Source organism: Nocardioides cavernaquae, from assembly GCF_003600895.1.
In the GTDB taxonomy this organism is placed as follows: Bacteria; Actinomycetota; Actinomycetes; order Propionibacteriales; family Nocardioidaceae; genus Nocardioides; species Nocardioides cavernaquae.
Window position 1 is genome coordinate 392,906 of the sequence record NZ_QYRP01000002.1, and the last position, 12,146, is coordinate 405,051.

Here is a 12,146-nt window from a genome sequence, read left to right on the forward strand (position 1 = left end):
TTGAACGATCCGGGTCGCTGCGCTCGAAGGGGCGCGCCATTGGCTTGGCCATGGCTCCATCGTGCGCGCCGCGCCACCTCAGGACAAGGGGCGATGCGGACGCCGACGCAGATCACTCCCACCAGGGCTACCGGTGGGTAACAGCGGGCAATACGATCACGCTCATGAAGAACGTTGAAGGCAAGATCGTCCTCATCACCGGCGCCGCGATGGGCATGGGCAAGATGTACGCCGAGCGCGCGGTCGCCGAAGGCGCCAGCGCCGTTGTCCTGTGGGACATCAACCGCGTCGCCCTCGCCGAGACCGTGGATCAGCTCAAGCATGCGGAGGGCACGACCGAGGTGCACAGCTACCTCGTCGACGTGTCCGACCGCAACGCCATCGAGGCCAACGCGGCGCTCGTGCTGGAGCAGGTCGGCACCCCCGAGATCCTGTTCAACAACGCCGGCGTCGTCCGCGGCAACAAGTACTTCTGGGAGACCGACAACGTCTCCGACACCGAGTTCACGATCAAGATCAACACCCTGGCTCCCATGTTCATCGCGCGCGCGTTCCTGCCCGCGATGATCGAGGGCGGCAAGGAGTCGCGCCTGATCAACGTCGCCTCGTCCGCCGGGTTCGTCGGCAACCCCCGCATGGCGTCGTACGCCGCGTCGAAGTGGGGCGCGATCGGCTTCTCGGACTCGATCCGGCTCGAGGTCGACCAGGCCGGCTTCAAGAACATCAAGGTGACCACGGTCTGCCCGTACTACGTGAAGACCGGCATGTTCGAGGGCGCGAAGTCCGGCCTGATGACGCCGCTGCTCGAGCCCGAGGACGTCGTCAACGAGGTCTGGAAGGGCATGCGCAAGGGCGCGCCCTTCGTGATCATGCCGAAGTCGGTCATCCTCAACGAGTCGATCAAGGGCCTGATGCCGACCCAGCTCCGCGACCTGCTCGTCGGCAAGGTGTTCGGCATCCACAAGACGATGGACGAGTTCAAGGGCCGCGAGGGCAAGTAGCCCACCACCGCCCGCCACACGGCCTGGGCAGTCCCCGACGTGGCGCAGGTTTCAGCCCGCTGAAACCTGTCGCCCGTTGGGGACTGTCTCGATTTCAGGCAGGGTTTCAGCCAGGGTCAGCGCGAGAGCTTGCGCAATGCCACGAAGAGCACGACCACGCCGGCCACGCCCCCGGCGACCTTCAGGATGTTGTCCGTGCGGGGCGCGCCACTCTCGAGGTCGACGAAGGTCGACTTGATCGCGAGCTTCTGGCGCTGAGCGATCGTCTTCGGGTGGGCCCGGTAGACAAGCTGGTCGATGGTCCCGGCGAGCCGCTCACGGGTCGCCTCGATCTCGGTCTCGAGCTCACGCATGTCCTTGGTCACGCTGAGGAGGTTACTACGCGCCCCGGGCCGAGGCACCGCGACGAGCAAGGGGCGTCCTCGGTCCGTTCCGCCCGCCCGACTTGTTGCTAACGATGTGCAATAAGGTTGCTCCCATGCACCTGACCGCCGCCGACCGCCGATCGATCGCTGGGATGACCACCGTCGTCGTCCTGCTGAACGTCGTCGGCTGGGGCGTGCTGATCGGGTTCGTGGCCCCGCAGGGCTACCAGGTCGGCGATTCGGGTGTCTTCGGCATCGGCCTCGGCCTCACGGCGTTCCTCCTCGGCGCGCGGCACGCGTTCGACGCCGACCACATCGCGATCATCGACAACACCACGCGCAAGCTCGTGGGCGAGGGCCGATCGGCCGTCGGCACGGGCTTCTGGTTCGCCCTCGGTCACTCCTCGGTCGTCTTCGGGCTGTCGGTCCTGCTCGCCCTGGGCGTGAAGATGCTCGCCGGCCCGGTCACCGACCAGGACTCCACCCTGCAGCACACGCTCGGCGTGATCGGCACTCTCGCGGCCGGTTCGTTCCTGATCGTGATCGGCCTGATGAACCTCAGCGCGCTCGCCGGGATCCTGCACATCTGGCGACACATGAAGGCCGGCAAGTTCGACGAGGACGCCCTCGAGCACCACCTCCACCACCGCGGCTTCCTCGCGCGCATCTTCCGCCGCACGACGCAGAAGATCACCCGCCCCTGGCACCTCTACCCGGCGGGCCTGCTGATGGGTCTCGGCTTCGACACCGCGACCCAGATCGCCCTGCTCGTGCTTGCGGGCGGCACCGCGGCCTTCGCCCTGCCCTGGTACGCGATCATGGTGCTGCCGATCCTCTTCGCTGCCGGCATGACGCTCTTCGACACCGCTGACGGCATCTTCATGGCGCAGGCCTACCGGTGGGCGTTCCTCAACCCGGTGCGCAAGGTCTACTACAACCTCACGGTCACGTTGCTCTCGGTGACGGTCGCCCTGTTCATCGGCGCGCTCCTGCTGCTGCAGCTCGCTGCCGAAGAGCTCCGCCTCTCCGCCCTGGCCTGGCTGGAGAACATCGACCTGACGTACGCCGGGTTCGCGCTCGTCGCGCTCTTCGTGGTTGTCTGGGCCGCCAGCCTGGGTGTCTTCCGGCTGGCCCGTGTCGAAGAACGTTTCGAGGAGTCCGCATGACCACCCCCTCCGGCCCGTCCACTGGCCCCGCCGCCGACCGCCTGTCCGTGGGCGATGCCGCCCCCGACTTCACGCTGCCGACCGACGACGGCTCAACCGTCACGCTCTCGGACCTGCGCGGCCGCAAGGTCATCGTCTACTTCTACCCGGCCGCGATGACGCCCGGCTGCACCAAGCAGGCGTGCGACTTCACCGACAACATCGCCTCGTTGCGAGGTGCGGGCTACGAGGTGCTCGGCATCTCCCCCGACAAGCCGGCCAAGCTGGCGAAGTTCCGCGAGCGGGACCACCTCACGATCACGTTGCTCTCCGACGAGGACAAGGCGGTCATGACCGAGTACGCCGCGTTCGGCGAGAAGAAGCTCTACGGCAAGGTCGTCACCGGTGTCATCCGTTCGACGATCGTCGTCGACGAGGACGGCAAGGTCGCCCTCGCGCAGTACAACGTGAAGGCCACCGGCCACGTCGCCAAGCTGCGCCGGGACCTCGGCCTCGACTGATCCACAGACTGGCCCGACGCGTACGCCGAGTGTCGGCGCACGCGCCTGGTGTCGAGCGATGAGCGGATCACCGGCCGATACACAGGGACCGTCGCGTCCGCACCCCCTGCCTAGACTGCTCCCTGCGCGCCCGTAGTCCAACGGCAGAGACAACGGCTTTAGGTGCCGTCCAGTGTGAGTTCGAATCTCACCGGGCGCACGCGATCAAGGTGAAGGCTTTTCGTCAGCATGTGACGAGAAGTCTTCACCTTGATCCATGCGCGGCCACCCGGACGTCAACGCGTGGTGAGGCCGGCGACAGTCAGGCGAGCCGAGGCGTCAGTCCTGCTGCTCCTCGCGCAGCCGCGGCTCGGTGCGGTTCTCCGGCTTGATGCCGTGCTTGTCGGCGTAGAACTCCCGCACGAGGTCCATGTCGGCGGAGAGATCGCCGGAGGGCACGAACGTCGGCCCCATGCCGAGCGAGCGGCTGGGCCCGTCGACGAAGCCGAGCGAGACGGGCAGACCGGTCTGTGCTGCGATGCGCAGGAAGCCGGGCTTCCAGTACTCACCCTTGGACCGCGTGCCCTCGGCAGCGATGCAGAGCAGGAACGACTCGTGCTCCCCCGCCTCGTCCAGGAGCTCCCGAATGGTCGACCCCGGGTTGGCGCGGTCCAGCGGGATGCCGCCGAGCCCACGCAGCAGCGGCCCCATCGGGCCCTTGAAGAAGGACTTCTTGACCAGCACCTGCGGCTGGACGTCGCTGCTCCAGGCGATCAGGAGCATGACGACGAAGTCCCAGTTGGAGGTGTGCGGAGCACCGACCAGGATGCCCTTCGGCGGCACGCTCCCGACGAGGTTCCACCGGGTGGCGCGGAGCACGCCGCGGGCCAGGTTCCTGCGAATCAGCATGATGTGACCTTCCCATGCTCGACGGCCCAGCGCTCGTCGAGGCGGACGTTGTCCAGCAGCCGCCGGTCGTGGGTGACGAGCAGCAACGCCCCGTCGTACGAGTCGAGGGCCTGCTCGAGCTGCTCGATGGCGGGCAGGTCGAGGTGGTTGGTGGGCTCGTCGAGGACGAGCAGGTTGACGCCGCGGGCCTGCAGCAGCGCAAGGGCGGCACGGGTCCGCTCCCCCGGCGAGAGCTTGCCGACCGGGCTGGCCACCTGGGCCGCCTTCAGGCCGAACTTGGCCAGCAGCGTGCGCACGTCGCCGGAGTTCATCGACGGCACGACGGCCTCGAAGGCGTCACCGAGCGGCAGCTCCTCCGGGAGCACACTGCGGGCCTGGTCGATCTCCCCGATCGCCACGTTGACGCCGAGGCTGGCGGTGCCCGACGTGGGCTCCAGCCGACCGAGCAGCATCCGCAGCAGCGTGGTCTTCCCGGCTCCGTTGGGACCGGTGATGCCGATCCGGTCGCGGGCGTTGACCTGCACCGAGGCCGGCCCGAAGGCGAAGTCCCCCAACTCCACCGAGGCGGCATTGAGGGTGGCGACGACCGCTGAGGACCGCGGTGCCTCACCGATCGAGAACTGCAGCTCCCACTCCTTGCGGGGTTCCTCGACCTCGTCCATGCGCGCGATGCGCGACTCCATCTGGCGGACCTTCTGGGCCTGCTTCTCCGAGGACTCGGTCGACGCCTTGCGGCGGATCTTGTCGTTGTCGGGAGCCTTCTTCATCGCGTTGCGCACGCCCTGGGAGCTCCACTCGCGCTGCACGCGCGCCCGGGCGACGAGGTCGGCCTTCTTGTCGGCGAACTCGTCGTAGGCCTCCCGCGCATGCCGCCGCGCGATTGCCCGCTCCTCGAGGAACGAGTCGTAGCCACCGTCGTAGACCGCGACCTTGTTCTGCGCGAGGTCCAGCTCGACGATGCGGGTCACGCACCGGGCGAGGAACTCGCGGTCGTGCGAGACGAGTACGACGCCCTGGCGCAGCCCCCGCACGAAGGACTCCAGTCGCTCGAGCCCGGCGAGGTCGAGGTCATTGGTGGGTTCGTCGAGCAGCACGATGTCGAACCGGCTCAGCAGCAGCGCTGCGAGGGCGACCCTGGCCGCCTGCCCGCCGGAGAGCCCGGTCATCAACGCGTCGACACCGACGGTCAGCCCGAGCTCGGCCAGGACCGGCGGGATCCGCTCGTCGAGGTCGATCGCTCCACTCGCCATCCAGTGGTCGAAGGCGACCGCGTAGGCGTCGTCGGCTCCGGGCTCGCCCGATCCGAGTGCCTCGGCGGTGGACTCCATGGCGACCGTGGCGTCGGTGCACCCGGTCCGGCGGCCCAGGTAGGCCGCCACCGTCTCCTCCGGCACACGCTCGTGCTCCTGCGGGAGCCAGCCGATGAACGCATCGGAGGGTGCCGTCGACACCGCTCCGCCGAGGGGCTCGTCCACACCGGCCAGCAGCCGCAGAAGGGTCGACTTGCCGGCACCGTTGGCACCGACGACACCGACGACGTCACCCGGTGCGACGGTGAGATCGAGGCCGGAGAAGAGCGTGCGGTGGGCATGCCCCCCGGACAGGTCCTTGGCGACGAGGGTCACGCTCATGAGCGGATCACAGCCCGGCCAGCACGTCCGCGACCAGCGGCGCGATCTCGCGAAGCGCCTTGCCGCGGTGCGAGATCGCGTCCTTCTCCTCCGACGGAAGCTCGGCCGAGGTCACGGTGAAGCCGGTCGGCACGAAGACGACGTCGTACCCGAAGCCGCCGGTGCCGCGCACCTCCCGCGTGATGGATCCGGCCATGTCGCCGGTCACCACTGCCTCGGCGATGCTTCCGTCGCCCACCGGGTAGCAGAACGCCACCGCGCAGGCGAAGAAGGCTCCCCGGCGCGCGTCCGGGACGTCGGCCAGCTGCGACAGCAGCAGCTCGTTGTTGCGGGCATCCGACCTGGGCCCGCCCGACCAGCGCGCGGACAGCACGCCGGGCATGCCGTTGAGGGCGTCGACACAGAGGCCGGAGTCGTCGGAGAGCGACGGCAGGCCGGTGGCGAGCGCTCCCGCGCGCGCCTTCAGCAGGGCGTTGCCCGCGAAGGTGGCCTGGTCCTCGACCGGCTCCTCGTAGAACTCCACGTCATCGAGGCCGAGGACCTCGATCTCCGGCACGACAGCACCGAGGATGCGCCGCAGCTCGGCGAGCTTCTTGGCGTTGCGCGACGCCAGGAACACCTGCGGCGCGGGGCGTCGGTCGCTGCGCTCCCCGCCTCCTGACGCATCACCCATCAAGGGCGGCCTTCTGCAGCGCGGTGAGGTCGGCGCAGCCCTTCTCGCCCAGCGCGAGGAGAGCATCGAGCTCGGCGCGGTTGAACGGAGCGCCCTCGGCGGTGCCCTGCACCTCGACGAAGGAGCCGGCGCCGGTCATCACGATGTTCATGTCGGTCTCGGCGCGGACGTCCTCCTCGTAAGGAAGGTCGAGGCGCGGGATGCCGTCGATGATGCCGACGGAGACCGCGGCAACCGAGCCGGTCAGCGCCTGCGGCACACCGAGGAACCGCACGGCGTCGGCCAGTGCCACGTAGGCGCCCGTGATCGCGGCGGTGCGGGTGCCGCCGTCGGCCTGCAGGACGTCGCAGTCGATCTGGATGGTGTTCTCGCCGAGCGCCTTGTCGTCGATGATCGCGCGGAGCGAGCGACCGATCAGGCGGGAGATCTCATGGGTACGGCCACCGATACGACCCTTGACCGACTCGCGGTCGTTGCGGGTGTTCGTCGCGGCGGGAAGCATCGCGTACTCCGCGGTGACCCAGCCGAGGCCCGAGCCCTTGCGCCAGCGCGGCACGCCCTCGGACGCCGAGGCGCAGCACAGCACGCGGGTCCTGCCGAACTCGACGAGCACGGAGCCGGCCGGGTGGTCGAGCCAGTTGCGGGTGATCTTGATGTCGCGGAGCTGGTCCGAGGATCGGCCGTCGGCCCGCAATGGTTCAGTCATGGACTGACCTTATCGAGGTCCCCCGACGAGCTCTGCATGCACCGGGACCGGCCGACGGGCGAGACCACGAGCTTCCGTGACGGCCATCCGCGCCGCCCACGGCCCGAGGTCCCGCGCCCGGCGCCCGAACCACGGCACGCCCTCGGTGACCATCCAGGTCAGGTCGCTGCGCCAGTTGGGCTCGTAGCCACCGTCGCGCACGATCGTCGGCAACGGGCACTCCATGCCCCCTTCGTCGAGCTGCAGCGCGAACGCACGCGCAAGCGCCCGGTGGCCGAGCTCGGAGGGGTGCAGCCGGTCGACGGACCAGAATTCACGCATCCAGACCTCGGGCGTCTCGGCGAGGTCGACACGGAGACCGCCGAACCGCTCGAACGCCTCGTCGTACACGTCGTTGAGGAAGTCGATCCGGGAGTAGAGCGGCCGGCGGAGCACGCCCGGAAGGCCGAAGACCCGGCCGTGGTCGTGGTAGCGAACCGTCAACAGCGTGGTGCCGAGGTCGTGCAGCGACTCGACGGTCTCGAGCAGCTCCGTGCGGATCCGCGGACGGTCCCAGGTGGAGCGCATCGTGTCGTTGACCCCGACGATGACCGACGCGACGTCGGGCTGGTGGCGGAGCGCCTCGGGCAGCTGCTTGTGACGTACGTCGCCGGTGATGGCGCCGCTCACCGCCAGGTTGCAGAAGGAGACGTCGTGGGTTTCCCCGAGTGCATCGGCGAGCAGACGGGCCCAACCCCGCCAGCCGCCAGGGACCGGGTCACCGACACCGGCCGTGGTCGAGTCTCCGAGTGCTGCAAAGCGCACGTAGCTCATGGCCTCAGCGTGGCGGTGCCGGGTACGGGAACTCTCCGTCCGGGTGTCGCGTCGCCCAAGCCTGGATGAACACACGAAATGCACCCAGGTCCGGCCGCACCCCCGTTTGGAGCGGCCGGACCTGGATCTCCCTCCCAGGAGACCGAGGCGCTACTTCACCTCGGCGCGAAGCACCCGCCGCAGGCCCAGGGCCAGCGGAAGGACCACCCACACGGTTGCGGTGACCAGGACCCGGGCGTAGTCGTCGCCGCTGGTCGGTTCACCCATGACGAACGGCATCATCGCGAAGCCGAGGTCGAACCACGGCACGACGTCCTGGCCCCACGAGAAGATGCCGTAGAGCGGGCCCCAGACCATGAGCGGGAGCAGGAGCGCGATCACGTAGTAGATGGAGACCGCGCCGGCCGTGCTGAGCAGCAGCAGGCCGAAGGCGAAGGCCATCAGGAAGTACGCCAGCTGCTGGCCCAGCACCCAGGCGAGGACGCCGAGCGACAGGTTCCACACCGGCGACTCACCCGAGATCACGCCACCGAGAGCCGTGCCGAGGGCACCGAGCCCCACGGCGAGGGCGATCGTCGCGACCGCGAGGATGACGATGACGACCAGCTTGGCCAGGATCACCCGGCTGCGACGCGCCTCGAGCGCGAACGTCACGAGGCCCGTGCGCTGGCCCCACTCACTGGTCACCGCGGTGATCGCGAAGACCGGAACGAGGAGCGAGAGCGGGACGGTCATGATCTGGGTGATGAAGATCGTCGCGCTGATCGACACGTCGTCGTTCAGGGCGATCACGACCAGCGGGATGACCATCGCGAGGACGATCAGCACACCGGTGATGATGCCGAGCCAGAGGCCGGCGCGCGTGTCGAACATCTTGCGCAGCTCGACCTTGACGAGTCGGCCGAACGGGACCGGAGCGGTCCCCGAGAAGTCGATGACGCCGGCGTCGTCTGTAGTGAGGGTGGCGCTCATGCCACGACTCCTTCCGTGAAGTCACGCTGGGTGTCGGCGGTCAGCTCGAGGAACAGGTCCTCGAGGCCGCCGTCGGCGGGACGAAGCTCGATGAGGGTGATCTGCGCAGCGGCGGCGACCTTGCCGACCTGGAGTGCCTCGGCATCGGCGAGGAATCCTTCACCGAGAGGCGAGGCCGAGATGCCGTTGGCGGCCAGCGCCTCCAGCAGCTGGGGCTCCTCGACGGCACGGAAGAACGTGCCGGTCTGGCTGAGCAGCGACTCGGGCGTGCCCTGGGCCACGATCTTGCCGCGGCCGATCATGACGATGTCGTCGGCAATCAGCTGCACCTCGTTGAGCAGGTGGCTGGAGAGCAGCACGGTGCCGCCGCGCTCGGCGTACGACTTGAGGAGGCCGCGCATCCAGCGGATGCCGGCCGGGTCGAGGCCGTTGGCCGGCTCGTCGAGGATCAGGATCTGCGGGTCACCCAGCAGGGCGTTGGCCAGGCCGAGGCGCTGGCGCATGCCGAGCGAGTAGTTGCGGACGCGGCGCTTGGCCTCGGACGGGTTCAGGCCGACCAGCGCGAGCATCTCGTCGACGCGGGAGTCGGGCAGACCCATGGTGCGGGCGGAGATGAGGAGGACCTCACGGCCGGTGCGGCCGGCGTGCTGGGCAGAAGCGTCGAGGAGTACGCCGACGTGACGGCCCGGGTTCGGGATGTCCTCGTAGCGGTGGCCGCCGATCGTGACGTTGCCGTCCGTGGGGGCGCTCAGGCCGACCATGATGCGCATGGTGGTCGTCTTGCCAGCTCCGTTGGGACCGAGGAAGCCGGTCACGCGACCCGGGCGAGCCACGAAGCTGACGTTGTCGACAGCGGTGTAGTCGCCGTACGTCCTGGTCAGGTTCTCAACTTTGATCATGCAACCAATCTGTCCGAGTCCGCCGACGGCCGCATCGGTCGGAGGTCTCGATCCGACCCCTACCAAAGTCAGCGGGTCGCGCGACCGCGGTCGCTGACGCCCGACCGGGCGCGCCCCCTAGCCTGAGCAGGTGGACACCGACCCCGAGCGCTACCAGCCGCGCCTGAGCTGGCACTCGCACCTGTGGCGCTACCTGCTGTGCCTGGTGATCAGCGGTCTCGCCTGGGCCTCGGTGGCCGACGGCCAGATCAACGAGCACCCCGCGCTGCTGGTGACCGACATCGTGCTCGGCATCGCGTCGTACGTGCTGGTGTTCTGGCGCCGCCGCTGGCCGCTCCAGGTCGCGATCATCCTGAGCGTCGTGGCCGCGCTCTCCGGCATCGCGGCGGGACCCGCAGTGCTTGCCTCGGTCTCCCTGGCGACCCGCCGCATCTACTGGCAGCTGCTCGCTGTCGGGCTGATCTCCATCGCGGCCGGGGAGGTCTTCGTCAGCGTCCAGCCCCAGCGGGACCCGAGCCCGTGGTGGGTCGACCTCCTGATCAACGTCGCGGTCACCGTCGCGATCCTCGGCTGGGGCATGTACATCGGCTCGCGCCGCCAGCTGCTCTGGACCCTGCGCGACCAGGTGGCACAGGCAGAGGAGAAGGCGCGGCTGCTCTCCAGCCAGGCGCGCACCTCCGAGCGCTCGCGGATCGCCCGCGAGATGCACGACGTTCTCGCGCACCGCATCTCCCAGGTCTCGCTGCACGCCAACGCCGTGATGTTCCGCGAGGACCTGAGCGCCGAGGAGATCCGCAAGAGCGTCGCGGTCATCCAGGAGAAGGCCAACGCCGCCCTCGTCGACCTGCGCGGCGTCCTCGGCGTCCTCCGCGATCCCGCGACGGGCGAGATCCTCGACCGCCCGCAGCCCACCTCGGCCGACCTGCCTGCCCTCGTCGACGAGGCGCGCGCCTCCGGCATGCACATCGAGTACGCCGACGACGTGCGGGCCGATGGCGACCACGCGGTCCCCGAGCTCGCCGGCCGGACGCTCTACCGCCTCGTGCAGGAGTCGCTGACCAACGCCCGCAAGCACGCCCCGGCTGCGGCCGTCTCCATCTCGCTCACCGGATCCGTGGCTGAGGGGCTGACGCTCGAGGTGCGGAACCCGCTCGGATTCCACCCGTCCACCACCCCCGGAGCCGGCCTCGGACTGGTCGGTCTGCGCGAGCGCCTCGAGCTCGCCGGCGGCACCCTGACGGCCGGCCGCGAGCAGACCCACTGGGTCGTGCGAGGCTGGGTCCCGTGGGAGAACTGACAACCGGCGACCAGACCTCCGGCGCACCGACCAGGATCCGCGTGCTGCTGGTGGACGACGATCCGCTGGTGCGCTCGGCCCTGGCCCTGATGATCGGCGGCCAGCCCGACATCGAGGTGATCGGTGAAGCGGCCAACGGCGCCGAGGGCCTGGCCCGCTGTGCGACGGACCGTCCCGACGTGGTGCTCATGGACATCCGCATGCCGGTGATGGACGGCCTCGAGGCCACCCGCCAGCTCCACGCACGCCCCAGCCCGCCGCGGGTCATCGTGCTGACCACGTTCGACGCCGACGACTACGTCACCGGGGCGATCGCCGCGGGGGCCGACGGCTTCGTCCTCAAGGACACTCCCCCGGCCGAGATCGTCGCGGCCATCCGTCGGGTGGCCGACGGCGAGCCGATGCTGTCGCCTTCCGCCACCGCCTCCCTGATCCGCCAGATCCGCACCGACAACGCGGAGACCAGCAACGGCTCGGACCGCGAGGCCCAGGCTCTCGCCCGACTCTCCAGCCTCACCGAGCGAGAGCACGAGGTCGCGCTGGCCATCGGTCGCGGCCTCTCCAACGCGGAGATCGCGCGCGAGCTCTTCCTGTCGGTGCCCACCGTCAAGGCACACGTCGGGCGGCTCTTCGACAAGCTCGGCACCACCAACCGCGTGCAGATCGCGATCTGCGTCCACGACGCCGGCCTCGTCTGACGCCGCGCGTCCGGGGTCAGGATGTTGCCCGAGCGTTCAGCCGGAGCGAGGAACGAGCGAAGGCGAACTGCAGGGAGGGCGACGTCCTGACCCAGGACGCGCACCCGGCCTCAGGCCAGCTCGAAGTCGGCGAAGTCGAATCCCGGCGAGACCAGGCAGCTGACCAGCGCCTCGCGGTCGGACGGGATCGTGCGCTGCCACACGCCCGCCGGCACGAGGACCTGTAGCTCCGCACCCTCGGCCATGCCCACCGCGTGCTTCTCCCCCGGCTCGGGCGCAGGCCCGGATCCGCCCAGCTCGACGGTGACGACGCCACTGTGCGCCAGCCAGATCTCGTCGGACAACACGCGGTGCCAGGCCGACGACTCCCCGGCGGGCAGGAGGAAGTGGATCAGCGTGGCCGTGGGGCGGACCCGCCCGTCGGGCAGCTCCACGGACTCGGGCGACACCCACGTCTGCCGGTACCAACCACCTTCGGGGTGTGGCTCCAGCCCGAGCATGCGGGCGAGCGCCGGCACCTCACCGGATGACAAGGGA

General features: G+C 69.4%; 14 protein-coding genes and 1 tRNA gene. 6 read left to right on the forward strand and 9 right to left on the reverse strand.

All coding sequences use genetic code 11. From position 1 onward, the window contains the following. Positions 1-164 precede the first annotated feature (164 nt). Positions 165-1,001, forward strand: coding sequence for an SDR family NAD(P)-dependent oxidoreductase (locus tag D4739_RS01985; RefSeq protein WP_120059033.1), 837 nt, complete (start codon positions 165-167; stop codon positions 999-1,001). Positions 1,002-1,117: 116 nt separating this feature from the next. On the opposite strand, the gene D4739_RS01990 is transcribed toward D4739_RS01985, so the two are convergent. Continuing rightward, complete coding sequence (locus tag D4739_RS01990; protein ID WP_238473471.1) at positions 1,118-1,366, reverse strand: DUF3618 domain-containing protein; 249 nt, start codon at positions 1,364-1,366, stop codon at positions 1,118-1,120. Positions 1,367-1,479: 113 nt separating this feature from the next. Here D4739_RS01990 and nicT point away from each other — a divergent pair, with 113 nt between their 5' ends. The 3 genes from nicT (at position 1,480) to D4739_RS02005 (ending at position 3,231) form a co-directional block, all read left to right on the forward strand. Continuing rightward, positions 1,480-2,532 carry a Nickel transporter NicT gene (gene nicT / locus D4739_RS01995; RefSeq protein ID WP_220699208.1) on the forward strand — a complete coding sequence of 351 codons (1,053 nt, stop codon included), beginning with the start codon at positions 1,480-1,482 and terminating at the stop codon, positions 2,530-2,532. Beyond that, positions 2,529-3,032: a thioredoxin-dependent thiol peroxidase gene (gene bcp, locus D4739_RS02000; protein ID WP_120059035.1), complete on the forward strand. Its 504-nt coding sequence runs from the start codon at positions 2,529-2,531 to the stop codon at positions 3,030-3,032. The genes nicT and bcp overlap by 4 nt, the downstream gene beginning before the upstream one ends. Before the next feature lie 126 nt (positions 3,033-3,158). Further along, positions 3,159-3,231, forward strand: a tRNA-Leu gene (locus D4739_RS02005). Between the two features lie 119 nt (positions 3,232-3,350). On the opposite strand, the gene D4739_RS02010 is transcribed toward D4739_RS02005, so the two are convergent. The 7 genes from D4739_RS02010 to D4739_RS02040 form a co-directional block, all read right to left on the reverse strand. Beyond that, complete coding sequence (locus tag D4739_RS02010; protein ID WP_120059036.1) at positions 3,351-3,920, reverse strand: 1-acyl-sn-glycerol-3-phosphate acyltransferase; 570 nt, start codon at positions 3,918-3,920, stop codon at positions 3,351-3,353. After that, positions 3,914-5,551 (reverse strand): ABC-F family ATP-binding cassette domain-containing protein, encoded by a 1,638-nt coding sequence (locus D4739_RS02015; protein ID WP_120059037.1) that lies wholly within the window; start codon positions 5,549-5,551, stop codon positions 3,914-3,916. Before D4739_RS02015 ends, D4739_RS02010 begins: the two co-directional genes overlap by 7 nt. 7 nt (positions 5,552-5,558) lie before the next feature. Next, positions 5,559-6,224 (reverse strand): non-canonical purine NTP pyrophosphatase, encoded by a 666-nt coding sequence (locus D4739_RS02020; protein ID WP_120059038.1) that lies wholly within the window; start codon positions 6,222-6,224, stop codon positions 5,559-5,561. Continuing rightward, on the reverse strand, positions 6,217-6,930 hold the full coding sequence (gene rph / locus D4739_RS02025) for a ribonuclease PH (protein WP_120059039.1): 714 nt from the start codon (positions 6,928-6,930) through the stop codon (positions 6,217-6,219). Before rph ends, D4739_RS02020 begins: the two co-directional genes overlap by 8 nt. A gap of 9 nt (positions 6,931-6,939) precedes the next feature. After that, positions 6,940-7,743, reverse strand: coding sequence for an SGNH/GDSL hydrolase family protein (locus tag D4739_RS02030; protein WP_120059040.1), 804 nt, complete (start codon positions 7,741-7,743; stop codon positions 6,940-6,942). A 150-nt stretch (positions 7,744-7,893) separates the two neighbouring features. Then, positions 7,894-8,715, reverse strand: a complete 822-nt coding sequence (locus D4739_RS02035; protein ID WP_120059041.1) for an ABC transporter permease — start codon at positions 8,713-8,715, stop codon at positions 7,894-7,896. Continuing rightward, on the reverse strand, positions 8,712-9,614 hold the full coding sequence (locus tag D4739_RS02040; RefSeq protein WP_182920268.1) for an ABC transporter ATP-binding protein: 903 nt from the start codon (positions 9,612-9,614) through the stop codon (positions 8,712-8,714). Before D4739_RS02040 ends, D4739_RS02035 begins: the two co-directional genes overlap by 4 nt. Before the next feature lie 130 nt (positions 9,615-9,744). Between D4739_RS02040 and D4739_RS02045 the strand changes: the two genes are divergently transcribed. Continuing rightward, positions 9,745-10,911 (forward strand): sensor histidine kinase, encoded by a 1,167-nt coding sequence (locus D4739_RS02045; protein ID WP_120059042.1) that lies wholly within the window; start codon positions 9,745-9,747, stop codon positions 10,909-10,911. Further along, the gene (locus D4739_RS02050; protein WP_274380458.1) at positions 10,899-11,609 is read left to right on the forward strand and encodes a response regulator; all 711 of its coding nucleotides are present in this window, start codon (positions 10,899-10,901) and stop codon (positions 11,607-11,609) included. The genes D4739_RS02045 and D4739_RS02050 overlap by 13 nt, the downstream gene beginning before the upstream one ends. Before the next feature lie 110 nt (positions 11,610-11,719). On the opposite strand, the gene D4739_RS02055 is transcribed toward D4739_RS02050, so the two are convergent. After that, positions 11,720-12,142: a cupin domain-containing protein gene (locus tag D4739_RS02055; protein WP_238473472.1), complete on the reverse strand. Its 423-nt coding sequence runs from the start codon at positions 12,140-12,142 to the stop codon at positions 11,720-11,722. Between the last annotated feature and the right edge of the window lie 4 nt (positions 12,143-12,146).

Coding starts and splice junctions, on each gene's coding strand:
- D4739_RS02015 (WP_120059037.1), bottom strand. CDS start 5,551: ATGAGCGTGACCCTCGTCGCCAAGGACCTGTCCGGGGGGCATGCCCAC.
- bcp (WP_120059035.1), top strand. CDS start 2,529: ATGACCACCCCCTCCGGCCCGTCCACTGGCCCCGCCGCCGACCGCCTG.
- D4739_RS02020 (WP_120059038.1), bottom strand. CDS start 6,224: ATGGGTGATGCGTCAGGAGGCGGGGAGCGCAGCGACCGACGCCCCGCG.
- D4739_RS02035 (WP_120059041.1), bottom strand. CDS start 8,715: ATGAGCGCCACCCTCACTACAGACGACGCCGGCGTCATCGACTTCTCG.
- D4739_RS02010 (WP_120059036.1), bottom strand. CDS start 3,920: ATGCTGATTCGCAGGAACCTGGCCCGCGGCGTGCTCCGCGCCACCCGG.
- D4739_RS02030 (WP_120059040.1), bottom strand. CDS start 7,743: ATGAGCTACGTGCGCTTTGCAGCACTCGGAGACTCGACCACGGCCGGT.
- D4739_RS01985 (WP_120059033.1), top strand. CDS start 165: ATGAAGAACGTTGAAGGCAAGATCGTCCTCATCACCGGCGCCGCGATG.
- rph (WP_120059039.1), bottom strand. CDS start 6,930: ATGACTGAACCATTGCGGGCCGACGGCCGATCCTCGGACCAGCTCCGC.
- D4739_RS02040 (WP_182920268.1), bottom strand. CDS start 9,614: ATGATCAAAGTTGAGAACCTGACCAGGACGTACGGCGACTACACCGCT.
- nicT (WP_220699208.1), top strand. CDS start 1,480: ATGCACCTGACCGCCGCCGACCGCCGATCGATCGCTGGGATGACCACC.